Origin of the sequence: Roseibium sp. SCP15, from assembly GCF_040329435.1 — a bacterium.
Classification (GTDB): domain Bacteria; phylum Pseudomonadota; class Alphaproteobacteria; order Rhizobiales; family Stappiaceae; genus Roseibium.
In genome coordinates this window covers 252,191-278,662 of record NZ_JBDZYI010000002.1, presented here as the reverse complement: position 1 = coordinate 278,662, position 26,472 = coordinate 252,191, and the positions used below count along the sequence as shown (strand labels likewise).

The window sequence follows — 26,472 nt, the reverse complement described above, 5'->3', positions numbered from 1 at the left end:
TCAGGACGAGCGCATGAGTGAGGCTGTTGAAACTGCCCGATTGATGGATGCTGTTTATCGTCATCAACGGCACGTTTATGACCTGACGCGCAAATACTATTTGCTCGGCAGGGATCATTTGATTGCGGAGCTCAAACCTCCGCGTGGTGGGGCTGTGCTTGAACTGGGTTGCGGCACGGGCCGAAACCTAATCGCCGCCGCCAAATGGTATCCGGACGCCCGGTTTTACGGTCTGGATATTTCCCGGCAGATGCTGGAAACCGCGGAAAAGAATATTGCCAGGGCCGGATTGAGCGTTCAGATCAAGTTGATAGAGGGGGACGCGGCAAACCCGGCGGCCACGGAAGCCCTGGATGTACCACTCTTTGATCGCGTGTTTTACTCCTACACATTGTCCATGATCCCGATCTGGCGTGAGGCGCTGAGCGCCGGTGCGACGAGGCTCGCCGAAGACGGGCGCATACACGTGGTCGACTTCGGTCAGCAGGGAAAGCTGCCTGGCTGGTTCCGCAAGCTGCTGTTCTCCTGGTTGAAGTCCTTTCACGTGACACCGCGTGCAGATCTGGAGCAGGAACTTCAATCGCTTGCAGAGCGCACTGGTTCCGACTTGCAATTCAGACACTTGTATCGCGGATACGCGGACTACGCCGAATTGCGGAACACAGTGCAATCAAGCTAGGGCATGCGTTGGCCGGACCGGGATCGTCGCTTTCGACCTTTGGTCGAAGAAGCACAAGCCGGTCGTGACCCTCAGTTCAGGTTAAATTCAATCGATCGGAAATCTGAAACCAACGGGCAATCGGGTTTCGGGTGATCCGGACTGGCAAAGCCAATCGCTATCACGTCGCTTCCCGCATTCAGACCTGCCTGAATCCCCGCGGGTGCGTCCTCGAACACCAGGCATTGTTCCGCCTTCGTGCCGAGTTTTTCTGCAGCCAGCATGTAGCCTGCAGGATCAGGTTTACCGTGATCGATATCTTCTGCGGTCACGAGCACTTCGGGAATCGGAAGCCCCGCTGCGCTCAGCCGACGGATCGCGAGCTCGCGCCCGGCAGAAGTCACAATCGCCCAACGCCCTGGCGACAATTGGTTCAATAGCTCGACAGCCCCTGGGATCGCGACTATGCCGCGAACATCTGTCGTTTCCGCGGCCTCAATTCTGGCGGCTTCGGCTTCGCAGTCTGTGCCTGCTTTTGCGAATTCGCGCACGACATCAATTGTTCTGCGTCCTGTTGAAACGGCAAGTAATGCGTTTGGGTCGATTTCATTCGCATTTGCCCAATCTGTCATCACACGCTCCACCACGAGCCGGGAGTCCAAAAGCGTTCCATCCATATCGAACAGAACAGCTGAATAAGCTTTATCTAGCCGCAACATTTTGATGGTTGATTCCTATTACAGGCAACGCTGAAGGAGCGTTTGAACAAGGGTCGGTAATTACATGTCCATTTTCTTCAGATCGTTGGTCATGCCTTGAACAATCACGGCAAAACTATTGATCTTTTGCGGGAAGGTCCGAGAAGCGTTGTCCATGATTGGTTGGCCTGATGGCACTGCCATTTGCTTCAGCCGCTATGTCTGCCGGGATTGAAGTTAAGGTGCTCTCCAGCCGGATCGAGAACTGTTGACGCGTATACATGCAGAGGCTTGGACAAAGCCTTGAGCCGGTGTGTTGCTAAGAAAGCCACCCGTCTCGCTGATTCACGCCAGTACAACTACATTGGCGCCGACATTCACCCGTTCGTAAAGGTCAATGATGTCCTGATGCCACATGCGGATGCAGCCGCTGGAGGCGTTGGTTCCGATGCTGCTTGGCTGGTTGGTGCTGTGAATGCGGTAAAGCGTGTCCTTGTTGCCTTGCCACAAATAGAGGCCTCTGGCGCCGATGGGGTTGTCTGGACCGCCTTCCTGGCCGTCTCTATATCTCTCAAGGCTGGGATCCCGCTCGATCATTTCGTCCGGCGGAAACCATTTTGGCCATTCCCTCTTGTAGCGGATGACCGCTTCACCATTCCACGCAAAACCGGCCCTCCCGACCCCAATGCCATAGCGGATAGCGTAGCCGCCGGGCTGTATCAGATAGAGAAACTTGTTGTTCGGATCGACGACGATCGTGCCTTCGGGGTAGCTGGTTGGATAATAGACGGTCTGGCGAAGATACTGCGGGTCGAAGCTCTGGTAAGCGATCCCCGGCAGAGAAAACCCTCCATCTACCGTTGGCGCATAGGCCAGGGCGTAATCCGGCGTGCCGTCTGAGAGGGGATTGAGGCCTGCTTGAAGTGTTGAAGTTTTCTGACTTTGACATGCTGCCAAAAGCAATGGAATTCCGGCAATCAAACTGCGACGGCTTAAATCCAGCGCCATATTCGCATCCTTTCATCGGAGCACGAGAGCGACATGACTTATCCTGCCACGGATAACCTTGCGTGAAGCAGAAGTTGGAGTTCTGGCAAGACAAATATTCGACGAAATTAAACGGATAACCCGAAATAAAGGCAACAGCATTATGGTAAATGGATTGTTAAGACGATCCATCTCCGTAGAGTTTCGAACTGAAAACAGGGTCTTTGATGCCAGTGCTTACCGGGATCCCAAAGGTTGGAGCGATGACGTCTGTAATCTTCGTCTAAGCCGATATCCAGTCCCAGGTTGGCTATTTTTGGGGATGGAAATGGCTTTGCGGAAGCATGTCATCTTCGAAAAAAGACCCCTGCGCGGCGATGACATGTCCCATCGGCACAATCAGATTTCTGGCGGTTCCCTGACCTTTCAAAAGGCCGCCTCGCAAGTCAGGATCCGGTTCCGCATGAGAGCCGCCGTCGCCAAGAGTGCAGGTATCGACTGTAATGTTGCCGAGGATCTGGGTTCCATCTCCCAAAACTGTTTCGCCGAAAACACTCGGGTTGTTGAGGAAACGGCCATGACTGCCAATCCGGATTTCGGCGCCAGGCCTGTTTGCCTTGGCTGTGAAACCGCCTTCGCCAAACTGGTTACGATCTCCGATGGCAACGTCGCCATGGGTCGATGAGACAAGTGTGCCGGAGTAAAGAATATTGGCATCACCCAGAGAAATCGTCGTTCCCGCCGATGCCTGGAGGGTAACACCTGGATAAAGAACATTGTCCTTTCCGAAACTCACACCCGAGGAAATCAGCGTTGAGAAGGGGTCCAGGACCAGATTGCCTTCCAGCATGGTCATCATTTGAGAAATGGGCAAAAAGCCCCGCGCCTGACGGGCGGCATCTATCTTTTCAAAATCGATATTCATTGAGACCCGGCCTTAAGGGAGTGAGTCGACGTTCTGCAACGCTACCAACGGACAATCTGAGCGCAAAGAGGTAGATCCAACTGGACCGCAGCTTTTGGCAGAGCCAGGGGGAGGTGATGGTTCCTCTTGCCCGGAGCATTACATCTGCCGCGCTGGGCTTTCGCCTGTTGTTTGGTCAAGTTCGGCGGCAAACGCCATAAAGGCACGAACCTTGGCGAAATGCGCCGAACTCTCAGTTGGAGAAACGCAAATGGCACGGTTACTGGAGGCGAGATACTCTGTCAGCAAGGGAACCAGTTTTCCCTTCTCCAGATCTTTTCGCACGAGAAAGGAAGCCAGCCTTGCAACGCCGAGGCCTTCGCGTGCCGCTGCATGAATTGCTTCACCAAAGGCAATCATTGCCGGCGGTACTTCAAGACTGAGAGCCTGGTCGTTGTCCTGAAACATCCATTGCTGTTGGGGCTTTCCGGCGAGGTCGAGAACCAGGCACCGATGCTGCAACAGGTCTTGTGGTGTCTCGGGAACCCCATGCTTTTCAAGGTAGGGAGGTGCAGCGCAGATGACCCATGGGTTCATTTCCAGAATGCAGGCGTCGGGTCCTGATGTGACGGACGTTGACGACACGACAAGGTCGGCGTCTTCTCTCTGTGAGGCTGGCCCCTCAGGCAGAAGCCAGGGTGTTATTCTTGGAAAGCGGGATTGAAAAGCGCTCAGGACAGGAAGAAAACCTCGTGCCGCATAGGCTGAAATGGTCCGTATTTTCAAAGATCCGGCCAGTTCAGTTTCCGCAGAAACGACCTCGGCTTCCGCGCGTGCCATTGCCTCAACAAGCCTGTTGCAGTGATCGAGGAAAGCTTCCCCCTTGGCGGTCAAGATCAGTCGCCGTGTTGTACGTTCAAGCAGGCGGTGTCCGAGCCTGTCTTCCAGGCGCGTCAGGCGGCGGCTCAGCCCAGAAGGTGTCTTGCCCAACAGCTCCGCTGCGGCCGCGAAACTTCCCGTTTCGGCAACTGTTTTGAACAGGTGATAGTCGGTCATTTGCAAGTCTATTCGTGAAAATTAGTTCGTAATATTTATCTTGATTTCATTATATTTCTACCGAAAAAACTGCGCTAGCCTGTCTTTTGAAGATCAGGGGCAGACCAATGCTGAAGTTTGATTTCCACGGCGGCCAGATAGCTTATTCCGACACCGAAGCCGGAGAACCGCTTCTGCTGATCCCGGGGCTTGGTGGGCAATTCAGTTTCTGGTCAGCTGTTACCGAAATTCTGAAGCAAGACTTCCGGGTGATTTCGTTTGATCACCCAGGTAGCGGAAACTCGTCTCCGCTCAAGCAATCGGTCTCCGTTGAAATATTGGCAGAGCTTGCTTTCAGCCTTTTCGACCATCTGAACATCGCCAGCTGCCGGGTGATTGGCCAGTCAATGGGTGGGGCGGTTGCGCAACAAATGGCGCTGTCGTGCCCGGAAAGGGTCACCCGTCTGGTACTTAGCTCAACCTGGGCCTCGCCGGACGCAGGCTTTCTCAGAAGTTTTCGTCTGCGCCGGCAGATTCTGGATGAGATGGGACTTTCTGCATATGCGCAGTCGCAAGTTCTCTCGGTTTTGAAACCCGAGCTGATTGCCGCTGATCCGGCGGCAGCGGAGGCTTGGGAGCGCAAGACGGTCGAGTCCAGCAATCGGCAGGCATTGCTTGAGCGCATGGATGCATTGATGGCGTTTGACAGCTCGGGCGAGGTTGCGGAGATCAGGCAGCCGGTTATGGTCGTTGGAGCTGAAGACGATCTTGTCGTTCCAAAGCACATGTCGCAGCATCTGGCGGACCAGCTCCCGGGTGCGGTCTGCCGCTTCCTGCGTGCGGGCGGACATTTTCTTCCGCTAGCCCGCCCCGAGGAATATGTCGATCAGGTGCAGCCATTCTTGCTGGGAGAGCAGGTTTCACCTCGACCCGTTTCGGTCCTGATGATTGGCTGCGGTGCGATCGGGCAGTTTCTTCTATCTGCCGTCGACAGGTTCCCTGACATTTCAATCGCAGCCGTCCTGGTGCAGCCGGACCGCGTTGAAAATTATGCCTCGCAGCTCGGACAGGGGGTGATCGTTGCCAGCGAACTGGAGGATTTGGCTCGCCTGACGTTCGATTTCGCTATCGAATGCGCAGGCCATGACGGTCTGCAGATGTTTGGCGCCGATATTCTGCGTAAGGGAATTCCGCTCGGAATTCTGTCCGCAGGTGCTTTGGCTCATGCAGATATCCTCAGGGAGCTGGAAGAGGCTTCAAAGGCAGGCGGTGTTCAATTGGAAATATTGTCCGGCGCCATCGCCGGACTCGACGCTCTCAGGGCTCTTCGAGGAGCCGACTTGCGGGAAGTTCAGCTGACAAGCCGCAAACCACCTTCTGCATGGCGGGGGAGTGCAGCCGAAGAGGTTACGGACCTGGGCGCATGTGCGGAAGCGGTTGAACTGTTCTCGGGTTCGGCACGGGAAGCTGCGCGGCTCTATCCAAAAAACGCAAATGTCGCGGCGGCGGCAGCGCTTGCAGGTCTGGGTCTTGATCGAACCGAGGTCACCTTGATCGCCGATCCCCGCGTCACCGAGAACAGTCATGAATTACGGGTGGTCGGAGACGCCGGCGCGTTCACCGCCACGCTCCAGAGCCCGCCTTTACCTGACAATCCCCGTACCTCGGCAATGGCCGCGTTGTCGGCCTTGGCAGCCATCCGGCGATGCCGTGCGGGACTGGTTTGATACAAGGAAGAAAGAATGGCAATTCGACAAAAGACAGTCGTCCCGGTTCGCTTGGGGGCGAACTGTCCCACACATGCACGCACCGAAGTCTCGGTTAGGGATCTTGTTGCGATCATGGACGAGCCGGTGGAGCGTGGCGGAACAAATCAGGGCGCGTCTCCTACGGAAACCGTCTGCGCCGCGCTTCTGGCCTGTACCAATGTCATCCTGCATCGCTGCGCGACGGCCGCCGGCCTCACCGTCCAGTCTCTGGACCTTGCATTGAACGCAAGTTTCGATCGTAGAGGCGTGATGCTTGAGGAAGAAATCGACACGCCGTTTCCGGAGGTTGAACTGAACATAACCCTTTCGGCGCTGGGCACTGAAGCAGCTCTTCAGGAGACCAAGACAAACCTGAAACGCTTCTGTCCGGTTTCGAAACTGTTTGCCGGCAGTGGCAGCACAATCATTGAAAACTGGTCGGTCACATTGCAGAACAAGGAAAGTGCCAATGACGATGTTTGATCACAACTCTCAGCCACTTGAAGAATGGCGCCCGGGCGTGCGAACCCAAATGCGTATCTCGTCGGTCAACGGTGCTTATCAGCTTTGCATATTCGATCAATTCTGCGATCCCGGCATGGGCGCACCATTGCATCTTCATGCCGTGGAAGAGATTCTGGAGGTGGTGGCAGGCACAGCGGAAATCTGGTGCGGAGACGAGACCTACAATGCCAGCGCCAATCAAAGCGTGCTGATCCCGGCCGGAAGCAAGCACGGTTTCCGCAACAACGGGGAAGGCGTGTTGCATGTCCGCGCGACGCTTGCTGCTCCGATCTTCGAAGCGTCTTACGATGATCGTGACGAGCTGTCGCGCAGGTGGGTTCGCTAACACGGCGGTACCGGAGCCTGGAGAGCGAAGAGCCGATTGGCGAACGCTCTTCAGGCCTTCAACCTTCTTTCAGCATGAGAGCTGAAGTTGCTGGCCTTAATCTCCGGCAACAAAGTAATGCAGCGTTCCGTCTGGCCCGATGCCGACCCGGTAAAAGGTCCACGCACCGAATTCCTGCATCTCGGCAAAGTCACCTGCCGTGACAATGCGGAACATCTCGACTTTCTGGTCGGGGGCAAGGCTGTCGAGCGGATAGCGGGCAAAGTAGGGCCAGACATACATTTCCTGCGGAGTTCCGGCATCCACATGAACGAAACCCGCGTCAAGGGTGTCGGCCAGAATAGCCAGGATCTCGAAGCCTTCACCGTCGCCGGAACTGGATTTCAGAAAGTCGATCGGATCTCCAATCTCGCCAAACGAAAGGGTTGGTGGCAGTTCATTGCTTTCCAGCACCATGCGAAGCCGCTCCATGTCGCCGAGCAGGGCAGCCTCCCGTAGCTGGGAGTGCATCCGTGAAACCGGCTTTGGCAGGACCGATGTGTTGTAAAGAACCTGTGGCGGGGCGCTGTCCTCGTCTGAACCTGCCTGAGTTGCTGAAGGAGAAGGCTCTTGCCGGTTCTGTTCGCTTGCCGGAACAGAGAGTTCATCCGCCGGGATCGGAGCAGCCTCCGTTTCCTCGGTTGGTGTGACCGGAATGATTTCGGTCTGGACTGTCTTGGCAATGCCGGCCGAGCAGGAGAATGAGGCGATCAGGAGTGCCGCCGCAAATGTCCGTCCCATGGCGAGTTCCTTCTGGTTTTCCACCTGTATGCCCCTTGGGGACCTTCCTTAAACAATTCGTGCGATAGTTGGAACCGCGCTGACAGGATATTCCCATTCTTGTCACGATGCTTCTCGACCGCTATCGAAGGCGCAATCGTTCTGAAACCGATTCCGAGGTTCGACAGAAAAGGACCGGCTGTGACATTCCTGGAATATGCGCTGATCGGATATTTTATCGGCATTCTCACCACAGCTCCTGTCGGTCCCGTCAACGTCATGGCTATTCAACACGCGGTTCGTGGCGGTTTTCGGCATGGCGTTCTGGTTGGATTGGGGGCGGTTCTCGCCGACACGATTTACGCCACTGCGGCGATCTTCAGTGTCTCCGCCGTGACAACGTTCATCGAGGATCAGTTCAGTATGATCGAGATCGTCGGTGGTGCACTGCTGATCTTGTTCGGGATCAAGATCTGGAACACGCATCCGCATCTGGAAAAGAACGGCGATGGCGAAGAGTACAGATACATAGGCGATGTGACCGCGGCTTTTTTCCTGGCAATCACCAATCCCGGGACGATATTGGCGTTCGCTGCCATTTTCGGGGGGCTAGGTGAGTTTCGGCCGCCTCACGGGGAACATGCCGGTGCATTGATGATGGTCGCCGGTGTTGCTGCCGGGGCGACCTCCTGGTGGATCATGGTCTCGGCAACCGTGTCACATTTCAGGGCACGCATCGATGACAGATGGCTCGATCGGGCGAACCATATTGCAGGCTTCATTCTGGTCGCCTTCGGAGCCCTGATCTACCTGAAACTGGCGGTGGACAGAATCTGACAGAGCGAATTGGCCTAATGCGATCGGCAAACGGGACAGGCAAGCGTCGGCAGTGGCTCACCAATTCCACACACAGAATCAAAAAGGCCGGACTGGCCGGCCTCATTTTCGAATGTCGCTGCGCTTACTGCAATACGCGGTTGACGGTGTAGTCACCCTGCAGGATGCGGTCCGGCAATCCTTCCGCCAGTTTGGCGACAGCGTCCTCGCCATATGCAGCTACAAGGTCGGCGAGTGCGGTGAACATCGCCGCATGGGCGACTGCATCCGCGTCTACACCGTTGGCGATTGCTTCTGCCCACGCGTCAGAGATGAACCCGAGCGCGGCACGCCTGATGTCTTCGTCTTCGGCAAATTCGGCTTCCATTGCCGCTTCAGCATAATCGTCGTTAATCATTCGTTCCCTTACCGGTCCTTCCCGAACGCCTGGAGACAACCCCAACGTGTTCCTGCCCCGAATCTCATGATCTGATCCTAGCACGGCTAACCGCGCTGATAAGTAACCGTGAACGCAAACTTAACGGCCACCCACAAATTTGATTCAAAAGGTTAACCAACTCGTAACAATTCGACGATTTTTGCTGAATTCAGCGACCGTAACGGCTGGTAACGTCGCTGATAATGGTCTCGCCTTCGGTCAGATACTGTCCCATTGCGATACGGGCAGCATCTGTACAGTCCCTGTAAGCGACTGAAAATCCACGATAACCTTGGTTGAATCGTTCAATGAAGCGCCGTCGGCGGTTTTCATCGATGGTTTCAGCGTCCAGAAAATCTTCCATCTGGTCTCGCCAGCTCGGCGTGTCATTTTCTTTGCATAACGGGCGCAGGAAATGCAGGGCACCGAAAATTTCCGACAGCCGCATAAGCTGCTGTTCGTAAGGAGGCGCATCAACGCCGGTCTCCTGCGCCGCCGCGATTTGGCCGGGTAGCAGCAATCCGGTCGCAGCAGCGAATACAACCCGGTATACGGCAAATTGTAGGCGCAGTGTCCTCATGCGCGGATCATGCGCATAAGGTCCAATGATCGCAAGCGCTATGGTGTCATGATCCCAAGAATTGGCAATTCAGGGTGAAAGGCATGAACGACGAACGCAAAAGTCACGTCGTGAACAAGCGGTATCTCTTGCGACCCTCCGGTCCTGACTGCTTCTACAGAACCGATGGCACGTCCGTTTTCAGTCTCGCTTCTGTCAAGAACGGATGCCTGCTCTCCCGTCCAGCGCAGCTGAATCCTGTTGGACAGCTCAACTGTGCTTTGGTTTCGAACATGCTCGAGGGTTGCAGCAAAGGTCTGATCGTCGTCGCGCACCACAACCACGCGCGCCATTGGATTGATGTTGTCCGGAAGCTCTCCCTGGTACAGCGGGTAGGGAGCAGACCGGCTGTCATACCCGACATAAGGGTTATGCCCGTAATTGCGCCGGGGCGGCACCGGCCGGGCCAGAACCTCGGCATCGGGATGTTCTTTCCTGAACTCACCGAACGCAATCACCCTGGAAGGGATCATCTTCAGATCCCGGCCTGAGTATTTTCCGACAATGCCCTTGCCGGTAAATTGCTGCCACCAGGTTTCGCTTTGCCGGTCATACATCACGAGATCTGAATTTCGCAGAAGACCTGTTGTACCGAAGTCGAGAACCTCGTTATCGAGACGCCTGTCGAAGACAATGGAGGAATTGCACAAGGGACAATAGGTCACCGAAACCGGAACTGAACCGATCCGATCATTGACGATCTCATGCCAGATCAGGATCTGAAGCGGGTAGGCCTTGACGTTTTCGTCCAGCTCAAGTCGGATCACCGGCTCCCGGTCACCCAGCCAGGAAATGTCACGTGCTCTTTCGAACCTCGGGTCGTCTATGGAGGGGATGCCGTCCTTTGGAGGACCGCCGGAGAAAATCGTGTCCAGACTGACAGTCGCCTTGGAGAAATCCGTCGAGAAACCGGCTCGCCGCCACTGGTCAGGATTTGCCAGGACCGGAGAATAGAAAATGACCGCAAGGAGACAAGCGCTCGCCAGTTTGGTGAACGATGCTGTGAAAACCGAAACTGCCGTCCACATGTCAAATCTCCGGACCAGTCAGACCTGACCGTATGGTGTTCGACAAAGGGAGAAATTGGGAATCACAGTGCAGCAAACCTGTGTGAACCGTTTGCTGCCGGATCGTCAGGGCAGGTGCCGTCTTATGCGTTCCGGGGTTCCGGGTGTCGTTGGACGGTTATCGGCTTCATCCGGGTGTACCCAATCGATTGCAGCTGCATCGTCACCGGCAGTCGCTTCGCCGGAAATATATTCGCCGGCAAAGATCGTCAGAACGAAATGCGTGACGACTTTGCCGTCTTCGTCGCGCTGAATGGAATCGAACGTCTCGACCGGAGCAGAGAGTGAAGCGATAACGCCGGTCTCTTCCAAGAGCTCGCGTTCGGCTGCTTCAACCAGGGTTTCGCCCAGTTCAACCACACCTCCGGGCAGGCTCCAATGGTCCTTGAATGGCGGCTTGCCGCGCTTGACCATCAATGCGCGGCCGTCTCTGTGGCACAAAACGCTGACGCCGACGCGTGGGTTTGCTGGATAAAACCGTGACATGCCGTTCTCGACCTGAAGATGAGGACCTCAGGCGAACAGAGCGTCGATTTCCGCCTGTGCGCCATCACCTTCATGCTGGGTTGCTTCGGGCTCAACATGACCGTGAATCACAGCTCCGGCAACCGCGATCAGAGGCTTGATATCGTTTGTTGCCTTGTCGGCGACTTCCGTGGCGATCACCGCAGGGTCGGAAGCCTGGCGCAATTGATCCTGGATCTCACCGACCAGCGCGTTGATCTCGGCGACCTGGGTTTCCAAATGCTCACGCAGGTGTGACGGTGCAGCAAAATAGGCCTGGATCGCCAGCTGTTTGTCCTTGAAGGTCGAATTCTCGAAATGCCCCTCATAGTCCAGAGGCTCCCATTCCAGAACATCTTCTGCGCAATCGGGCATGTCCGGAAGCATCTCGAGAAGCATCATCACTTCATTGAAATGATTGAGATAGTCGGTCGCAAGTCCGGTATGGGGATTGATATTGGCCTGCTCCAGCCTTTCAGCTGCCAGATCTCCGGCGCCCAAAACTGGACCCACACATTCCATATCTGCCCCCTGTTATTGCCTTAAGGACTAAGCTACTTCTTTTTTGTTTCCAATTGCCTAACTTTGCAGCACTTGTGGATTGATGGATCGAGGGCTGAAAGGTTCCGAACGGAGTTAGCAACATGTGTGGTCGCCTGGCCCTTACAACACCGCCGGACGCCGTTCGGGATTTTTTCAGCTACGTGGATCAGCCGAATTTCCCGCCACGCTTCAATATCGCGCCAACGCAACCGATCGCGACGGTGCGTTATGAATATGGCAAGCGCCGTTTTCATCTGGTTCGCTGGGGTTTGATTCCCTCCTGGGTCAAAGACCCGGCCAGCTTCTCGCTGCTGGTCAATGCAAGGGCCGAAACGGCGGCTGAAAAACCTTCCTTTCGTGCGGCCATGAGGCATCATCGCTGCCTGATCCCGGCCTCCGGATTTTATGAATGGCGCCGGACGCCTGAAGGCAAGCAACCTTACTGGATCAGACCGGCAGATGGCGACATCATGGCTTTTGCCGGTCTTTGGGATACCTGGTCGGATCCCGACGGCGGTGATATGGACACTGGCGCGATACTCACGATTCAGTCCAACCGGATGATGTCGGAAATCCATCACCGGATGCCCGTGATCCTGAAGCCGGAGTCGTTTGAAACCTGGCTCGACACGGCCAATGTCGACACGCGTGAGGCCAAAAAGATGCTGCGGCCGGTCGAAGACGACTTCCTGGTGGCGACCCCTGTCACGACCCGCGTGAACAAGGTGGTCAATGACGACGAAGACATTCAGCGCACGGCGGGACCGGAAGAGTTGGTTCTTGCAGCGCCGTCATCGCAAAGCGCAGGACAAGGCAAAAGACGCGACCCTGATGACAGTCAGCTGGATTTGTTCTGAGGCAACTTCAGTTTTGCCGTGCAATTGAGTTTCTGCAGGTGTAGGGAGGCGGCCATGAGCAAAGACGATACATCTCCCGCTGAATTTGACGACGAACCCGAGAACGAAGCACTTGCCGAGGCTTATAATAGAGGCCTGGCTTTGCAAAAGTCCGGCGACCTGGCTGGCGCCGAAAAGGCTTTTCGCGAGGTTCTGGAGCTCGACCCGGAAGACTCAGGCGGTGCCAGCATTCGCCTTGCTGCAATTGGGGTGGAGAAGGCTCCGGACAAGATGCCAGACGCCTACGTGGCGACGCTGTTCGATCAGCATGCAGACGTCTTCGATGAGATCCTTGTTGATGAACTCGGATATTGCGTTCCGCTGCTGCTGCGCGAAATGATCCAGCGCCTGGAGGTCGGCCCGTTTGAGCGATTGCTTGATCTCGGTTGCGGTACAGGTCTTACCGGCATGGCGCTTGCCGATTGCACCACGCATCGGACGGGCATTGATCTTTCCGAGCGTGTTGTTGAACTTGCTTATGACCGGGAAGCCTATGACGACCTCTATGTAGGAGAAGCTGTCGAGTTCCTTCAGGAGTTCGAGGAAGAAGACGGCTCACGTCCCGCATGGGATCTGATTGCTGCGACGGACGTCTTTCCCTATCTCGGAGCGGTGGAGCCATTCCTTCAAGGGGCGGTGGACCGGCTCGCGCCCAAGGGATATCTGGCTTTTTCAACCGAAACGCTTCCAGCGGACGCCCTGCAGGGCAGAAACTACATGGTCGGTCCCAAGAGCCGATTTGCACAGGCGGAAAGCTACATCAGATCATCGCTGGATGAAGCCGGCTTTGAAGTTCTGGCCATGGATCCGATCACGGTCAGGCTGGAAGAAGGTGAACCTGTGCCGGGTCACCTGGTGATGGCGCAATTGCGCTGAGGCCGCAGTCCGGCGGCCAAGGCTAGTTCAGGAAGTAGAATTCCCGCCGAAGAGCGGAATTGTGCCAGGGTGATTGGGAACCGTTGGTGGATGCATAGACATCGGCCTTTATGCGCTTCATCATCAGTTCGATCTCCAGCCCCGGAGTTTCGATGTGTTTCAAGAGTGCGGTCGTGAAAGGGCTGTTCCGGCCATCGCCGTCAAGTGCCACATCGCCCGGGGCCGTAGCAAAGCCGATCAGAATGTTGCCGCCACCGGCTTCGGGCGCCGCCAGCCCTCGCTTTACAAACGAACTGCGACTTGTGGCGAGTGTGCGGGAAAACCGACGAGACAGCGGATTGTCCCGGCAGGCATCCAGAAGCGCAATGGAAAGCCGGCCGGGGGCATTCATATAGTCGAGGATTGTCCCGAGTTCGATTGTTTCGAAATCGACAGCGGTTGAGTCTTCAAGTTTTGCGTCGATCGGGATCAGAAAATTCTTCCCACCCATCTGCATTGCATGTCCGGCATAAAAGAAGAGAGCGACATCGGCATCCCGGATCGTTCTCACGAAGGATCGAATGGTGCTTTCCATCGCTGGTTTGGTTTGGTCGAGGCCGAGTATCACGGTGAAACCGAGACGCTCAAGAGAGTCGGTCAGGCCGGTTGCATCGTTCTTCGGATTGGGAAGCGGCGGAGCGTGCTCATAGGCTGAGTTGCCAAGGATCAGTGCAACGCGCTTTCCTTCCGGCAGCGTGGAAAGGTCGGGCAGTTTGGGGTTTGCCGCAGGAGCAGAGGCCGTCTTGTCGTTGCCAGCCTCTGGAGAAGGGTTCGTGTCAGGTCCGATCGTCGGCACTTCTGCTGTTGCAGATTGCCGTTGCGCCGCATCGATGTAACGCCCGTAGGCCCACCCGCGCATGCCGTTGCGAAGCTCAACTTCGAACCATGCCCCTTGTTGGGCGAGCATCCGGACACGGGTTCCCTCAAGAAGGCGCGCAATCTCAGGAGAGCCCGTTCCGGCACCGGAACGCAGGGAAAGGTACGTGTCGCCGCTGCTGCTCAAATCACCAACCACACCTTGCCGGGGTGGTGAAATCGCGCGAACCGAGACAGAGGGGACGGGGGCGGCGGTGGCAGGTGTCTGTGGGCGCGAGGCTGAGGGGTAATTGGGGGCTGCCGCGATGTATTTGCTGTAGGCCCACCCGGATCGACCGTTCTGCAGAGCCACATTGAGCCACGATCCACTTCTTCCGAGGACCGTCAAAAGGGTGTTTTCTCGAAGGCGCGCAATTTCCTGGTATCGGGTGCTCGGGCCGGTTCTCAAGGAAAGGAAATTGTCACCCCGTGGATCGAGCCCGGTGACGTAAGCCTGTCCGGACAAGGCAGGTGACGGTGAGGCCGGAGGAGATCCGGTGGAAAGACGCGTTGCAGCAAAGAGGGTTGGAGACGCACCACCTGTGACGCCTGTTGCAGACCAGACCACAAACTGAAAGCGTTGACCGTTGTGAAAATAGCTGTCGCCGGGAATCGTGCCTGTTCCGACCAGCCGGTTTTTGTATGTATTACCCGCAGGCTGCGTCATCCATCCAAGCGCGACCGCAAACCAGCCGTTGTTCGACTGGAAAACTGTCGTTTGCGGAAAGCGCCCGGCAAATCCACGCGCGACCTGGATCGCCGCTCCGGCATCGGGGCGACTGGCCACAACGAGCCAGCCGCTGTTGCCTCCGGGCATGACCGAAGCGTTCGCCGCGGAGGCCGACAACATGAGCAGGAAAACAAGGAGTGCGCGAAGGTGCTGATACTTCGCCCGTCTCACCGCAATGAACTCATTCCCCGTCATGCTCGGTTCTCCAGCACCGGAACACCCTCAGGGGCTCCGGGATGTTCTGGTTGGTCCGATGAGCCGACAAGTGAATGTCCCGGCTTGTCGCACCAACACTCCATGAGATCGAGTATGCCATGGCTTACACCGATTTACAGGAGTTTGAACACTTTCCGGTTGTCGCGAAAACCAGGTCCACCTCATCCGAAGATGCTCGACTACCGATGTTTGGGATCGGCAGTCGCAATCTTTATCTTCAGATAGGGTTCGCCATTGGAGGTTTTCTTCACGGCAATGCCGTCTTCGTCTATGATGCAGTTCACCCGGCTCCGGTAGGACGAGAAACTGTCGAATGTCACGACATCCACCGGCTGATCGAACTGTACATCGACACGTATGTGGTCGTTCTGACCAACCTTGGAGAGGCCTCTGATTTCTCCTGCGAACGCCTGCTGCATGTAGGTACCAGTAACCCGATCCCCCACTTTAAAGGATCTTGGAGAGCTGTTGCGCGCAGAGGCACAGGCTGTGTTCCAGTCTCTGAAACCGTGTTGTTTCGAGACCAGCTCCAGGGCCTGGGCATGAGACAGGGATTGACCGTTTTCCGCCAGAGCGGTTCGTAGCCGTTTTGCCTGTGTTTTGAGTTCAGCGATATTTGCGAGTGTCATGGAGGCACCTTTTCAAGAAAGGCAGGCAATCATGAATGGGGCCCGCATTGCCATTCGCCTGCGCATGCTTGCGAAGGTATGCCAGACGGCAACAGAAGAGTGCCGGAGGGGATTCACCTGAGCTTTCGCCTGCGGGCGGCCGGTTCCCTCAAACCGCCGTCAGGAATAGGTTCCCGTGCGGGCCTTGTCAACGCAGTCAAAAGAAAAGCCGCGTTTGCGGCTTCAAGTTGAGGGAGGTGAGATGGTTCCGGTGGTTTGATCCGGCAGGTGGCAGCATTTGGGCCGCCACATTCATTTCGAGTGCTGTCAGTCGTTGATCAGGCGTGAACCAGCCGCTTCAACAACTCCACTTCTTGTGCAAGCGCATTGTCCTTCGTCAGCAGGTTTTCGATCTTGCGAACGGCGTGCAACACGGTCGTGTGGTCGCGATTGCCGAAGCGCCGCCCGATTTCCGGCAGGGAACGCCCGGTGATCACCTTGGCAATGTACATTGCGATCTGACGCGGTCGGACCAATGTACGGGCCCGGCAGGAAGACAGAAGGTCAGCCTTGGTCACGCAGAAATGCTTGCAGACCACCTGTTGAATCTCCTCCACCTTGATCGTGCGGGGTTCACCGATCCGGACCAGGTCATGCAATGTCTTCTCGGCAAGATCCAGCGTGACTGGTTGCTTGGTCAACTGGTTGTGGGCGTATAGGCGATTGAGGGCGCCTTCCAGATCGCGCACCGAGGAGACGACATGGCGCGCGATGTAATCAAGGACACTACGCGGTATCGCAGCAGTGAGGTGAACCTGGCGCGCCGAGGCGACACACTTTGTCAGGATATCGTATCTCAACGCATAGTCGGCAGGATGGATGCCGGAAATGACGCCGGACTGAATGCGGTCCCGCAGGCGTGACGGCAGCGTGTCGAGTATTTCCGGTGCCCGGTCAGCAACCATGATGATCTGGGAAGGGGCCTCCATCAGCACATCAAGTGTTCTGCTGAACTCTTCCTGGTCCTGCTTGCCGTGCAGAAACTGCAGATCGTCAATCAGCAACAGGTCGATTGACTTCATGGCCTGGCGCAGAACCGGATATGCCGGCGTGCGCAGTGCTGGTACCAGATGGTACATGAAGAACTCGGCGGACAGATAGGCGACATGCCTGCCGGTCTTGCGTGCCTCTGCGGCCGCCGCCTGAAGCAGATGAGTCTTGCCGGTGCCCGTGGAAGCGTGAATGTAGAGGAGGTCGGGTGCAGCTTCGTGACCGACTGCCATCTGGCGGACCGTTGCACAAGCGTGACTGTTCGAAGGGCCTTCGGCAAAGGTGCCAAAGGTCAGCCTTGGATTGAGCGGAGCACCGTTCAGGAAGGCCGCAGCTGCTTCATCGCCCGTGTCGGCTAGGCAGGGGAATGCGGAAATACCTGACTGCAGTCCCATTTCCTCCTGCAGATTTGAAGCATTGTTTTCGCCGGTGACTCTGCCGCTGATCCGTCGCGCGGCGATGGCCTTGGGAGGTTGGGTCGGTTGGATGTCACGCGGTCTCAGCGCGCTGCGGACCGTGAATTCGATCCGGGTAATTTCGTTCTGCTCGCGCTTCCACAGTCCTACGAGCTTCTTTCCATAGTTGCTTTCAATCCAGTTCTTCAGGAAACGGGTTGGAACCGACAGCCGTACCGCGTCGCCTGTTGTTTCCTCATGTTTCACTCTTCCGAACCAGTTGGAGAAAGCATCTTCACCAAGATCACTCCGAAGTTCTTCCTTAACGCGCTCCCAATGATCCAAACGGGCTAGGTTCTGAACCTGCATTGTGGCCTCCATCAGAGGGATGGAATTCTCCCTCACGTGCACTGTCGAGGAGCAGCTTTCCGCCGTCGCTGCTCTTTGCTTTGTTTGTCCGGTGGCTGTTTCAGTACCTCCAGACCGAATGGCTTATCCTTGCCTGGTAGATGCCATTAACCTTTTACTTACCATCCTTTCAAATAGCTTCTTTTTATGAGGTCATAGACCGCACGACGTTTGAAAATTGCAGATGAGAGGGAGTTGCACGCGAAGATCGCATGTAGATTCATGCTACCTGGTAGCGAAGAAATCTTTTGTGTGCCCCCACACATGCTCATTTCTTCTTTCGATGTTCTGATTATGTCTGCTGAAGCGGCAGTTTTATTAAGAGAAAATTAACTCTCTGGGGCGTTTTCCACCGGTTTCCGGGAATTTGCTTTGAAAATCGTCAAATTCATCGATGCGGAATTCAGCAGATTGCAAATCACCCTGTCATTATTCACTAGGGTTTCGGGTCTGACTGTCACCCGTTCCAAGTGATTTCAAAGAGCGAATTGGTGAGGTGGCAAAGCGGGAGGCTATTGAGAAACCTGAGTGATGCATCTGGAAAGGGCGGGCGCCACCTAAAAAAACAGCTGCCAGATTCGGCAGCTGTCTGATTACGCAAGCATCGCGATGGTGTCTCAGAGAACACGCCCTGGGTTCAGGAGGTCCTTCGGATCGAACGCTGTTTTGATCCGTTGCATCAGCTCCATCTCGATATCTGATTTTACATCTTTCAGGAGATCGCGCTTCAAACGGCCAATTCCGTGCTCAGCTGAGATGCTGCCACCGAAGTCGTGAACGATACCGTGCACGATCGCGTTCATTTCATCCCACTTGGAAAGATACTCTTCCTTGTCTGCCCCGATCGGCTGGCTGACATTGAAATGGATGTTGCCGTCGCCGATGTGACCGAAAGGGACGGGCCGGCAACCCGGCACAAATTCGCTGACGGCAGCCATTGCCTTGTCCAGAAAGTCCGGAATGGAAGCAACCGGAACAGACACGTCGTGCTTGATGGACCCGCCTTCCGGTTTCTGCACTTCCGACATGCCGTGACGAATATGCCAGAAGTCCTGCACTTGTGAGAGGTTCTGGGCAAAAGCAGCGTCTTCCACCAGGCCTTCCTCGAAGGCTTCACCCAGGATGCTTTCCAGAAGATCTCTCACCGGGAAGGCTTCCGAACCGCTGGAGAGTTCCATCAGGACATACCATGCATGTTCGCCTTCAAGCGGGTCGCGGGCGCCGTCCAGATGCTTGAGGCAGAACTCGACGCCGACACGGGGCATGATTTCAAAGCCGGTCAGCACCGGGCCGGCCTGCGCTTTTGCCAGCGTGAACAGCTTGAGCGCGGCTTGCGGATTCGGCAGGCCGACGAAAGCGGCTTCCAGTTTTTTCGGTTTTGGAAAAAGTTTGAGCGAGGCGGCCGTAATAATCCCCAGGGTACCCTCTGCGCCGATAAATAATTGTTTCAAATCATAACCGGTATTGTCCTTGCGAAGGGTCCTCAATCCGTTCCAGATCTCGCCGGTCGGCAAGACAACTTCGAGGCCCAGAACGAGGTCGCGGGTGTTGCCATAGGCAAGGACGGCGGTCCCGCCGGCATTGGTGGAAATGTTGCCGCCGATCTGGCACGAGCCCTGTGCACCGAGCGATAAGGGGAACAGGCGGTCGGCATTTTCAGCTTCGTTCTGGAGCGTTTCCAGAACCACTCCGGACTCCACCGTAATCGTGAAACCCACAGGGTCGACAGACCTGACCTTGTTGAGCCGCGAGAGTGAAAGGACGATTTCATCCCCGGTTTCCTGCGGGATTTGTCCACCCACCAGTCCGGTGTTGCCCCCTTGCGGTACGATTTTCAGCCCTTGCTCATAGGCGTATGTCATTACCTTGCTGACGTCTTCAGTGGAGCCCGGTCGCAGCACCATCGGAGTGACGCCCTGATAAAGGTCGCGCCATTCGGTCAGGTACGGAGCCTGATCGTCAGGGGTGGTCAATACGTTCGCTGCGCCGATCAGTTCAGCGAAGCGGTCGGCATGGGAAGAGCGCTCCATGAGCGAGGACCTCGTGAGGTTTGAAAGTGAAATTCGGGCGTCAACATAGTGGCTGTTGCCGCCGCCGTCGACGCTTCATTCCAACTCCGGGTCACTTGAAGGAACAAACCCCTTGTGCCATAGGATGCCAGCCCCTTCGGGGTGTAATGGAATTCTTTTCGGAGATGATGATGGCGGAAACGCGCGGACTGATGAACGGCAAACGCGGCCTGATCATGGGCGTGGCAAACAACAAGTCGATTGCCTGGGGTATTGCCAAAGCGCTGGCCGACGCAGGAGCCGAATTGGCGCTCACTTATCAGGGTGACGCATTGAAAAAGCGTGTCGAACCGCTTGCCGAACAGTTGGGGGCCTTTGTTGCCGGACACTGCGATGTAACTGACGGCGACACGATCGACGCGGTCTTCAAGAACCTTGAAGACAGATGGGGGAAGATCGACTTTGTCGTTCATGCGGTTGCATTTTCCGACAAGACGGAACTGACCGGCCGTTTTGTTGACACGTCTTCCGACAACTTCAACCGGACGATGGACATCTCCTGCTATTCTCTGACGGCGGTTACGCAGCGCGCGGAAAAGCTGATGTCCGACGGCGGGTCCATCCTGACGCTGACCTACTACGGCGCTGAAAAGGTCATGCCGCATTACAACGTCATGGGTGTTGCGAAGGCAGCGCTGGAAACCAGCGTAAAGTATCTGGCGATGGATCTTGGTCCGCAGAATATTCGCGTCAATGCGATTTCCGCAGGTCCCATCAAGACGCTGGCTGCTTCCGGCATTGGCGACTTCCGCTACATCCTGAAGTGGAACGAGTACAACTCGCCCCTGCGCCGCACGGTCACGATTGAAGAAGTGGGCGACAGCGCCCTGTTCCTTCTCTCCGATCTTGGTCGCGGAGTGACCGGCGAAATCCAGCATGTCGATTGTGGCTACAACATCGTCGGCATGAAGGCGGTGGATGCGCCTGACATATCGGTTGTGAAAGACTAACCGTTTAGGGTCAACGGACCCAGGATGGCCGGTTATTGACCGGCCATTTTTTATTCACGCTCTGGCCTCATAAGACCGGAGCGTTCTTCTTTTCGGATGTTCTCATGACAACTATTCAATCTGCCACGGAACCCGGCCTTTTGCCGAAGCTGCACGACCCGGAACTCTTGATCTTCATTCGTCACGGACAGACCGACTGGAATGCGGAAGGCCGCATGCAGGGGCAGCGCGATATTCCCCTCAACCGGATAGGTGAACTGCAGGCGACCGGAAACGGAGAAAGACTGGGAGCCTTTTTCGAGCGCGAGAACATCGACCCGGCGACGCTTGATTTTGTCTCCTCACCCTTGGGCCGTACGCGAGCGACCATGGAACGGTTGAGACAAGCCATGGGACTGGAGGTTGCCACCTATCGCCTGGAAGACCAGCTGAAGGAAATCACCTTTGGCGATTGGGAAGGGTTCACGCTGGAGGACCTGGCGGATGACGAGCAGGACAAGCTCTTGCATCGCAAGTCAGACAAATGGGGTTTTGTTCCTCCCAAGGGCGAAAGCTACAGAATGCTGGCTGAGCGTATCGGCGTCTGGCTGAAGACCGTGGACAGACCCTCCGTGGTGGTATCGCACGGCGGTGTCTACCGGGTCCTGCGTGGTTTGTTGGAAGGGTTGGATACAGTCACCGTTCCGAGACTGGACGTTCCGCAGGACAAGGTGTTCGTGTGGCGGAACAGCCGCTTTGAAGAAGTCTGACAGATCTTCCGGGGCTCTTTCACTGGCCTTGCGTTTCTCATTCATTGCTCAGGCAGCGTCACAAAGAGTTGAATGTACCCATATGTAGGGGCAGTGATCGCTTGGCCGTGGTCTGGCGTAGGCAACCAGAGCAAGCCCGGCTTGCATGGGTCGTGACCAGGGGTAGGTTCCGTGTCTGCTGAAGATTTTTATAGCGAGTTGCCAAGTTTTTCTGACTTCAGCGCCGCTGGGGCTCTGGACGACTACCGGCCGGTGCCGGACGACTGGTTCGTCCTGGCGGCTGACATCGTTCGTTCAGGCGACGCGGTTGCCGACGGGCGTTACAAGGACGTCAACATGATTGGGGCTGCTGTCATCGCAGCGGTTCTGAACAGCGTTGGCCGCGAACGGGTGCCGTTCGTGTTCGGTGGCGACGGGGCCATGCTTGTTGTCGCGGCAGCCGACCTCAAGATCGCCTGCGAGGCGCTTGCAGGTGTTGTCGATCTGGCGCGCCAGGTCATGGAACTGGAACTGCGGGCGGCTGCAATTCCGGTTGCGGATCTGCGGGAGAAAGGCGGTGACATCAGGCTGAGAAAGTACCAACTCAGTCCTGGTAACCATCTGGCCATGATCCTCGGGGACGGCCTGGCCCTGGCGGACCGGATCTTGAAAGATCCCGCCATGATTCTTCCCTACAGCATCAAATCCGAAGACGTTGCCCTGCCTCCTTTGGATGGGCTTTCCTGCCGTTGGGAGCCGCTTCCCTCGCAGAACGGACATATCGTCTCGCTGATCATCAAGCCAACCGGCCGGAAAAGCCTTCTGAAGTTCATGGAAGGGGTTGCGGCCGAACTTGGATTCAATCCTCTGACGGATGACAACAGGACGAGGCTCGCCGAAGGGGAAAGGCTCTGTTTCAAATTTCCCCCGCGCGGACTTGGCCTGGAAATTCGCTTGACGTCAGCCAACAATCGCATTCGTGGATGGGCGAAGGGTCTGGTCGAGTGCCTGGCCTTTGTCTACGGCTATGCCACCGGTCGTCCTGTCGGGCCATTTGATCCGAAGAGGTATTTCAAGGAATTGGGCCTGAACACCGATCACCGGAAGATTGGAGACAGTCTGCAACTGGTCCTCGACCTGACGCCGGCCCAGTTGGAAGCCATCGAGACATATCTGACGAAGGCATACGGGGACGGGGAGGTCGTCTACGGATTGCACGTATCCAACGAGGCATTGATGACCTGCTTTGTTCAGGATATCGGCAAGAGCCAGCATGTCCATTTCGTTGACGGCGCCAACGGCGGGCTGTCGCTTGCCGCTGCGGAGTTCAAGAAAAGAAAATCGGCTTTGGAATCTCGCCTTATGCCTTCCGCGAGAGCGCCTGCGCCTCCGATGCCTGGAGAGATGCCAGGAAGTTCTGCTTGAGGATCATGGCAGCGAGCGTTTGCTCGGGAACTGCTTTCGAGATCAGAAAACCCTGGATGACGTCGCAGCCGTTCTGCCTGAGCCACATGCGTTCGCCCTCGGTTTCCACCCCTTCTGCCAGAACACTGATATCCAGGCTCTTTGCAAGGTTGATCAAAGCGCTGGTGAATTTCTGCAAGTCCGGTTTCGTATCAACACCTGAAACAAAACTACGGTCGATTTTCACCCGGTCGACCTTCAGGTCCCGCAGGCTGGAAATGCTCGAGTGCCCGGTGCCGAAATCATCGAGTTCGATGAAAAAGCCGAGTTCGGACAGACGGGCGATGTTCGTCTTGATGGGATCGGCGGTTACCTCGTCGATCATGACAGCCTCAAGGATTTCCAGGCTGATGATCGAAGGGTCGAGCCCGAATTCCCGGACCTGGTTGTGAAGGGCTTCCACCGCATTCACGTTGCTCAGCAGGTTAGCGGAAACGTTCAGGCCGAAATGAATGTTTCTCCGGGTCTTGCCGCCAAGGTAAGAGGCAAGCTGCAAGGTATTCTTGCGAACGGTATCCTCGATCCGCTCCATGTAGCCTGCTTCCGCAGCTGCCGGCAGGAAAGAACCGGGAAAGCGGACCTTGTCGTGGTCAATCCAGCGCACCAGTGCCTCAGCGCCCACCACTTCATTGGTGTGAATGTCCACCTGAGGCTGAAACCAGGGCATGATGTCACCCTCGTTCAGCGCCTTCAGAAGTTCCTTGGCGATCTGACCGTTCTTCTCGAACGCGGCGCGCATCTCGGCAGTGAACCGCGCATATTTGCGTGGCCCTCTTTGCTTGGCAGCGCGAAGGGCGAGGGCGGCGTCGACCAGAATATGGTCGGTGATTTCGTCTCCGGGCTGACCGACGAACAGGCCGGCGTTTGATTCCAGAACCGTCCGCTGGCCGTCGATGGTCCGTTCGCGGGCCAGGTGCTGAATCAGATCGCAGGAAAACTGCTCGAAATCCGCGGCGTCTGCAAGGTTTGACCGCAGAAGCATGAACTCCGTTCCACCGGTTCTGGCCAGAACATCTTCCGGCTCGGCACGTTGTGCCAGCTGTCCGGCAACCTCCCGAAGGATCTGGTCGCCGTTCTGGTCGCCGAACCGGTCATTGATCTTCTTGAAATGGCGCATGTCGAAAATGGCCAGGCCGGTCTGGCCGGAAGGGGCGGATTTGGGCAGAGCCCGTATGGCTTTCAAAAGCGCTCGGCGGTTTGGCAGGCCGGTGAGTGGGTCATGGAAGCCGAGGTCTTCAAACTCCCGTTGCGTGCGGTCCGCCAGCGCCCGTGTCAGGGCGACGGCAATCGCAAAAGCGGCGATGATAACCAGTCCGCCTGCCAGGCCCGCCAGTGCAACGGTAAAGAGAGTTTGCTCGCGCTGTTGCTGCAGGTCGTCATTGAGGTAATCAAGCGCGGCCTGCCACAGCATGAAGGTCGCTCGAACGAATTCCGGTTGGATGGAGATGACCGGAGCGGCAATGACGTCCTCACCGGTCTTTGCGTTGATCGCGGAAGAAAGCAGTTTTGCGCCCTGGGCCTGGTAGGCCACATTGGCTTCACGGTAGAGCTGTGCCTGCTGGCGGAGGCTTTCCGCGCTGTCACCGCTCAGCCCTTCGAAATAGGTGGAGGTTTCCCGAGAGGCACCATCGGCAGCAACCTTGAACTGCCCTCCCTGCACCGGGATCAGCATCTTGTCCCAGGTGTTGACCTGATTGCGCTCTGAGAGACTTTGGGCGTTTTTCGCCATGACCGCGGATTCAATCACGACTGTCAGCAACGTGTCGTTGATCAGCTGGGGAAGACGTAACGTTTCGTATGAAGAAGATGCGCTGAGATTGGCGAGGCGCGAAATCGATGACGCGAGAGATCTTGCCTCTCGAAGCGCTCCGGGAACGTTCGGTTCTTCCAGAAAACGGTTCAGGTGAGCAACCAGACTTTCTTCCTTGGCGGTGCGCCCGAACTCGGCAAGCCGCTGCCTGAGCATTTCCGGCGATTTCTCGATCTGGCCTGTCAGTGCCTTTTCCTGCATCAGGGGACCCAGCGACTGAATCAGGTGCAGACCGGTCAGGCTGCGGTCGATCGCATTGACGTTCTCAAACCGGTTGTTGAACCACAGCGAAGCAAAAACCAGGCTGGGCGCCAGCAAAAAAACGATAAGACCTGTTAACCAACCCCGGATACGCACTCTTGTGCCTCGCATTGACCTACCCACCCAGACATGGAATAGCGCCAGAGCCTTAAAGATTGGCAAATCAACGAGCGAATTCTTTCGCTGTTCAAGTGATTTTCTCGAGGTTTACCTTGAATTTGCTCCGCTATCACGCATTGGTGATTGCCTTTTGTACGCGTTACTTTCCTTGCGTAATGTCAAGAGAAGCAAAAAAATCGAGAATAACGGATGCACCGGCATGGGGCTTGAGGTTCCCGGCCGTATGGCGTATCGCTCGGCTCTAAGATTTGTCTCGCAAGGTTCGGAATCCACCCATGTCGCACAACAGTTTTGGTCATTTGTTCCGGGTTACCACTTGGGGGGAAAGCCATGGACCTGCGATCGGGTGCGTGGTCGATGGCTGCCCGCCGCTGATCCCGCTGACGGAAACCGATATCCAGGGCTATATGGAAAAGCGCAAGCCGGGCCAGTCCAGGTTTACGACCCAGCGGCGCGAACCTGATGAGGTGAAGATCCTGTCCGGGGTCATGGTTGACGAGGATGGCGTTCAAAAGACAACCGGAACACCCATTTCCCTGATGGTTGAAAACACCGATCAGCGGTCGAAAGACTATTCGGAAATCAAGGACCGGTTCCGCCCTGGTCATGCCGATTTCACCTATGACGCCAAGTACGGCATCCGCGATTATCGTGGTGGTGGCCGTTCTTCTGCCCGTGAGACGGCCATGCGCGTGGCTGCCGGTGCCGTGGCACGAAAGGTTCTGCAAGGTGTGACCATCCGGGGCGCGCTGGTTCAGGTCGGTCCGCACAAGGTCGACCGGGGCAACTGGGACTGGGCGGAAGTCAACAACAATGCCTTTTTCTCTCCAGATGCCAAGGCAGCAGAGTTCTGGGCCGATTACCTGGATGGTATCCGCAAGGCAGGGTCTTCAGTCGGTGCTGTTGTCGAGGTCGTCGCAGAAGGCATACCAGCCGGGTGGGGTGCGCCGATTTACGGCAAGCTCGATACGGATCTGACCGCCGCCATGATGTCGATCAACGCTGTCAAAGGCGTCGAAGTCGGCAACGGTTTTGATGCTGCAAGCCTGACAGGTGAGGAAAACGCCGACGAAATCCGTATCGATGACGTTGGACAGCCGATGTTCCTGACCAACAATGCCGGTGGCATTCTGGGGGGGATTTCCAATGGCGATCCGCTGGTGGTGCGCTTTGCGGTCAAACCAACGTCCTCGATCCTAACGGAGCGCAAGTCGATCACCCGTCAGGGGGACGAGGTGAATGTCATGACCAAAGGCCGCCATGATCCGTGCGTGGGCATTCGTGCAGTGCCGGTCGGCGAAGCGATGATGGCCTGTGTTCTTGCAGATCACTTCCTGCGCCATCGCGGCCAGGTCGGTTAAGCCGAATGC

Annotated in this window: 26 protein-coding genes; 11 read left to right on the top strand and 15 right to left on the bottom strand. The window is 56.4% G+C overall.

The features are described 5' to 3' along the window. Positions 1–13: 13 nt before the first annotated feature. Positions 14–679, top strand: a complete 666-nt coding sequence (locus ABLO27_RS08645) for a class I SAM-dependent methyltransferase (protein WP_353032065.1) — start codon at positions 14–16, stop codon at positions 677–679. 71 nt (positions 680–750) lie between these two features. Here ABLO27_RS08645 and ABLO27_RS08640 read toward each other — a convergent pair whose 3' ends face one another. From ABLO27_RS08640 to ABLO27_RS08625, 4 genes are all read right to left on the bottom strand, one after another. Continuing rightward, positions 751–1,377 (bottom strand): HAD-IA family hydrolase, encoded by a 627-nt coding sequence (locus ABLO27_RS08640; RefSeq protein WP_353032063.1) that lies wholly within the window; start codon positions 1,375–1,377, stop codon positions 751–753. 324 nt (positions 1,378–1,701) lie between these two features. Continuing rightward, positions 1,702–2,364 (bottom strand): L,D-transpeptidase, encoded by a 663-nt coding sequence (locus ABLO27_RS08635; RefSeq protein WP_353032061.1) that lies wholly within the window; start codon positions 2,362–2,364, stop codon positions 1,702–1,704. A gap of 289 nt (positions 2,365–2,653) precedes the next feature. Then, a complete protein-coding gene (locus tag ABLO27_RS08630) occupies positions 2,654–3,268 on the bottom strand; it encodes an AraC family transcriptional regulator (protein ID WP_353032059.1) in 615 nt (204 codons plus the stop codon). A gap of 138 nt (positions 3,269–3,406) precedes the next feature. Further along, on the bottom strand, positions 3,407–4,303 hold the full coding sequence (locus ABLO27_RS08625) for a LysR family transcriptional regulator (RefSeq protein WP_353032057.1): 897 nt from the start codon (positions 4,301–4,303) through the stop codon (positions 3,407–3,409). 107 nt (positions 4,304–4,410) lie between these two features. On the opposite strand from ABLO27_RS08625, the gene ABLO27_RS08620 reads away from it, so the two are divergent. Genes ABLO27_RS08620 through ABLO27_RS08610 form a run of 3 tightly spaced genes read left to right on the top strand, consistent with a single transcriptional unit; the run spans position 4,411 to position 6,880 of the window. After that, positions 4,411–6,009 (top strand): aspartate dehydrogenase, encoded by a 1,599-nt coding sequence (locus ABLO27_RS08620; protein ID WP_353032055.1) that lies wholly within the window; start codon positions 4,411–4,413, stop codon positions 6,007–6,009. A gap of 15 nt (positions 6,010–6,024) precedes the next feature. After that, entirely contained in the window at positions 6,025–6,513 is a 489-nt protein-coding gene (locus tag ABLO27_RS08615; RefSeq protein ID WP_353032053.1) for an OsmC family protein, read from the top strand. Then, a complete protein-coding gene (locus tag ABLO27_RS08610; protein ID WP_353032051.1) occupies positions 6,500–6,880 on the top strand; it encodes a cupin domain-containing protein in 381 nt (126 codons plus the stop codon). Before ABLO27_RS08615 ends, ABLO27_RS08610 begins: the two co-directional genes overlap by 14 nt. A 96-nt stretch (positions 6,881–6,976) precedes the next feature. On the opposite strand, the gene ABLO27_RS08605 is transcribed toward ABLO27_RS08610, so the two are convergent. Then, positions 6,977–7,660: a hypothetical protein gene (locus tag ABLO27_RS08605; RefSeq protein ID WP_353032049.1), complete on the bottom strand. Its 684-nt coding sequence runs from the start codon at positions 7,658–7,660 to the stop codon at positions 6,977–6,979. Between the two features lie 99 nt (positions 7,661–7,759). Between ABLO27_RS08605 and ABLO27_RS08600 the strand changes: the two genes are divergently transcribed. Beyond that, positions 7,760–8,476, top strand: a complete 717-nt coding sequence (locus ABLO27_RS08600) for a LysE family translocator (protein WP_353032048.1) — start codon at positions 7,760–7,762, stop codon at positions 8,474–8,476. Positions 8,477–8,600: 124 nt separating this feature from the next. On the opposite strand, the gene ABLO27_RS08595 is transcribed toward ABLO27_RS08600, so the two are convergent. The 5 genes from ABLO27_RS08595 to ABLO27_RS08575 all read right to left on the bottom strand — a co-directional run bounded on the left by ABLO27_RS08595 (position 8,601) and on the right by ABLO27_RS08575 (position 11,606). Then, positions 8,601–8,873 (bottom strand): hypothetical protein, encoded by a 273-nt coding sequence (locus ABLO27_RS08595; protein ID WP_068407121.1) that lies wholly within the window; start codon positions 8,871–8,873, stop codon positions 8,601–8,603. A 190-nt stretch (positions 8,874–9,063) separates the two neighbouring features. Then, entirely contained in the window at positions 9,064–9,474 is a 411-nt protein-coding gene (locus ABLO27_RS08590) for a TIGR02301 family protein (RefSeq protein WP_353032047.1), read from the bottom strand. A 38-nt stretch (positions 9,475–9,512) separates the two neighbouring features. Then, positions 9,513–10,541: a DUF3179 domain-containing protein gene (locus ABLO27_RS08585; protein WP_353032046.1), complete on the bottom strand. Its 1,029-nt coding sequence runs from the start codon at positions 10,539–10,541 to the stop codon at positions 9,513–9,515. Between the two features lie 105 nt (positions 10,542–10,646). Then, the gene (locus ABLO27_RS08580; protein ID WP_353032045.1) at positions 10,647–11,066 is read right to left on the bottom strand and encodes an NUDIX hydrolase; all 420 of its coding nucleotides are present in this window, start codon (positions 11,064–11,066) and stop codon (positions 10,647–10,649) included. A gap of 27 nt (positions 11,067–11,093) precedes the next feature. Continuing rightward, on the bottom strand, positions 11,094–11,606 hold the full coding sequence (locus ABLO27_RS08575; protein WP_353032044.1) for a hypothetical protein: 513 nt from the start codon (positions 11,604–11,606) through the stop codon (positions 11,094–11,096). A 122-nt stretch (positions 11,607–11,728) separates the two neighbouring features. Between ABLO27_RS08575 and ABLO27_RS08570 the strand changes: the two genes are divergently transcribed. Together ABLO27_RS08570 and ABLO27_RS08565 are read left to right on the top strand one after the other, a co-directional pair. Next, the gene (locus ABLO27_RS08570; RefSeq protein WP_353032042.1) at positions 11,729–12,484 is read left to right on the top strand and encodes an SOS response-associated peptidase; all 756 of its coding nucleotides are present in this window, start codon (positions 11,729–11,731) and stop codon (positions 12,482–12,484) included. Positions 12,485–12,538: 54 nt separating this feature from the next. Further along, positions 12,539–13,399, top strand: a complete 861-nt coding sequence (locus tag ABLO27_RS08565; protein WP_353032041.1) for a methyltransferase — start codon at positions 12,539–12,541, stop codon at positions 13,397–13,399. 22 nt (positions 13,400–13,421) lie between these two features. Here the strand turns inward: ABLO27_RS08565 and ABLO27_RS08560 are convergent, their stop codons facing one another. From ABLO27_RS08560 to ABLO27_RS08545, 4 genes are all read right to left on the bottom strand, one after another. Then, positions 13,422–15,218 carry a caspase family protein gene (locus ABLO27_RS08560; protein ID WP_353032039.1) on the bottom strand — a complete coding sequence of 599 codons (1,797 nt, stop codon included), beginning with the start codon at positions 15,216–15,218 and terminating at the stop codon, positions 13,422–13,424. Positions 15,219–15,418: 200 nt separating this feature from the next. After that, positions 15,419–15,868, bottom strand: a complete 450-nt coding sequence (locus ABLO27_RS08555) for a glyoxalase superfamily protein (protein ID WP_353032038.1) — start codon at positions 15,866–15,868, stop codon at positions 15,419–15,421. A gap of 317 nt (positions 15,869–16,185) precedes the next feature. Next, on the bottom strand, positions 16,186–17,661 hold the full coding sequence (gene dnaA, locus ABLO27_RS08550) for a chromosomal replication initiator protein DnaA (RefSeq protein ID WP_353032037.1): 1,476 nt from the start codon (positions 17,659–17,661) through the stop codon (positions 16,186–16,188). 656 nt (positions 17,662–18,317) lie between these two features. Then, positions 18,318–19,730, bottom strand: a complete 1,413-nt coding sequence (locus ABLO27_RS08545; protein ID WP_353032035.1) for an FAD-binding oxidoreductase — start codon at positions 19,728–19,730, stop codon at positions 18,318–18,320. Between the two features lie 170 nt (positions 19,731–19,900). Here ABLO27_RS08545 and fabI point away from each other — a divergent pair, with 170 nt between their 5' ends. The 3 genes from fabI (at position 19,901) to ABLO27_RS08530 (ending at position 22,872) form a co-directional block, all read left to right on the top strand. Continuing rightward, entirely contained in the window at positions 19,901–20,719 is an 819-nt protein-coding gene (gene fabI / locus ABLO27_RS08540; RefSeq protein WP_353033494.1) for an enoyl-ACP reductase FabI, read from the top strand. Between the two features lie 104 nt (positions 20,720–20,823). Beyond that, on the top strand, positions 20,824–21,468 hold the full coding sequence (locus ABLO27_RS08535; protein ID WP_353032034.1) for a histidine phosphatase family protein: 645 nt from the start codon (positions 20,824–20,826) through the stop codon (positions 21,466–21,468). A 171-nt stretch (positions 21,469–21,639) separates the two neighbouring features. Beyond that, positions 21,640–22,872, top strand: a complete 1,233-nt coding sequence (locus ABLO27_RS08530; RefSeq protein ID WP_353032033.1) for a DUF3095 domain-containing protein — start codon at positions 21,640–21,642, stop codon at positions 22,870–22,872. On the opposite strand, the gene ABLO27_RS08525 is transcribed toward ABLO27_RS08530, so the two are convergent. Beyond that, positions 22,808–25,093 carry a putative bifunctional diguanylate cyclase/phosphodiesterase gene (locus tag ABLO27_RS08525; protein WP_353032032.1) on the bottom strand — a complete coding sequence of 762 codons (2,286 nt, stop codon included), beginning with the start codon at positions 25,091–25,093 and terminating at the stop codon, positions 22,808–22,810. The two genes, ABLO27_RS08530 and ABLO27_RS08525, sit on opposite strands and share 65 nt — an antisense overlap. 284 nt (positions 25,094–25,377) lie before the next feature. Between ABLO27_RS08525 and aroC the strand changes: the two genes are divergently transcribed. Continuing rightward, positions 25,378–26,463, top strand: coding sequence for a chorismate synthase (aroC, locus tag ABLO27_RS08520; RefSeq protein ID WP_353032031.1), 1,086 nt, complete (start codon positions 25,378–25,380; stop codon positions 26,461–26,463). Positions 26,464–26,472 lie beyond the last annotated feature (9 nt).

Coding starts and splice junctions, on each gene's coding strand:
- ABLO27_RS08645 (WP_353032065.1), top strand. CDS start 14: ATGAGTGAGGCTGTTGAAACTGCCCGATTGATGGATGCTGTTTATCGT.
- ABLO27_RS08640 (WP_353032063.1), bottom strand. CDS start 1,377: ATGTTGCGGCTAGATAAAGCTTATTCAGCTGTTCTGTTCGATATGGAT.
- ABLO27_RS08635 (WP_353032061.1), bottom strand. CDS start 2,364: ATGGCGCTGGATTTAAGCCGTCGCAGTTTGATTGCCGGAATTCCATTG.
- ABLO27_RS08630 (WP_353032059.1), bottom strand. CDS start 3,268: ATGAATATCGATTTTGAAAAGATAGATGCCGCCCGTCAGGCGCGGGGC.
- ABLO27_RS08625 (WP_353032057.1), bottom strand. CDS start 4,303: ATGACCGACTATCACCTGTTCAAAACAGTTGCCGAAACGGGAAGTTTC.
- ABLO27_RS08620 (WP_353032055.1), top strand. CDS start 4,411: ATGCTGAAGTTTGATTTCCACGGCGGCCAGATAGCTTATTCCGACACC.
- ABLO27_RS08615 (WP_353032053.1), top strand. CDS start 6,025: ATGGCAATTCGACAAAAGACAGTCGTCCCGGTTCGCTTGGGGGCGAAC.
- ABLO27_RS08610 (WP_353032051.1), top strand. CDS start 6,500: ATGACGATGTTTGATCACAACTCTCAGCCACTTGAAGAATGGCGCCCG.
- ABLO27_RS08605 (WP_353032049.1), bottom strand. CDS start 7,660: ATGGGACGGACATTTGCGGCGGCACTCCTGATCGCCTCATTCTCCTGC.
- ABLO27_RS08595 (WP_068407121.1), bottom strand. CDS start 8,873: ATGATTAACGACGATTATGCTGAAGCGGCAATGGAAGCCGAATTTGCC.
- ABLO27_RS08590 (WP_353032047.1), bottom strand. CDS start 9,474: ATGAGGACACTGCGCCTACAATTTGCCGTATACCGGGTTGTATTCGCT.
- ABLO27_RS08585 (WP_353032046.1), bottom strand. CDS start 10,541: ATGTGGACGGCAGTTTCGGTTTTCACAGCATCGTTCACCAAACTGGCG.
- ABLO27_RS08580 (WP_353032045.1), bottom strand. CDS start 11,066: ATGTCACGGTTTTATCCAGCAAACCCACGCGTCGGCGTCAGCGTTTTG.
- ABLO27_RS08575 (WP_353032044.1), bottom strand. CDS start 11,606: ATGGAATGTGTGGGTCCAGTTTTGGGCGCCGGAGATCTGGCAGCTGAA.
- ABLO27_RS08570 (WP_353032042.1), top strand. CDS start 11,729: ATGTGTGGTCGCCTGGCCCTTACAACACCGCCGGACGCCGTTCGGGAT.
- ABLO27_RS08565 (WP_353032041.1), top strand. CDS start 12,539: ATGAGCAAAGACGATACATCTCCCGCTGAATTTGACGACGAACCCGAG.
- ABLO27_RS08560 (WP_353032039.1), bottom strand. CDS start 15,218: ATGACGGGGAATGAGTTCATTGCGGTGAGACGGGCGAAGTATCAGCAC.
- ABLO27_RS08555 (WP_353032038.1), bottom strand. CDS start 15,868: ATGACACTCGCAAATATCGCTGAACTCAAAACACAGGCAAAACGGCTA.
- dnaA (WP_353032037.1), bottom strand. CDS start 17,661: ATGCAGGTTCAGAACCTAGCCCGTTTGGATCATTGGGAGCGCGTTAAG.
- ABLO27_RS08545 (WP_353032035.1), bottom strand. CDS start 19,730: ATGGAGCGCTCTTCCCATGCCGACCGCTTCGCTGAACTGATCGGCGCA.
- fabI (WP_353033494.1), top strand. CDS start 19,901: ATGGCGGAAACGCGCGGACTGATGAACGGCAAACGCGGCCTGATCATG.
- ABLO27_RS08535 (WP_353032034.1), top strand. CDS start 20,824: ATGACAACTATTCAATCTGCCACGGAACCCGGCCTTTTGCCGAAGCTG.
- ABLO27_RS08525 (WP_353032032.1), bottom strand. CDS start 25,093: ATGCGAGGCACAAGAGTGCGTATCCGGGGTTGGTTAACAGGTCTTATC.
- aroC (WP_353032031.1), top strand. CDS start 25,378: ATGTCGCACAACAGTTTTGGTCATTTGTTCCGGGTTACCACTTGGGGG.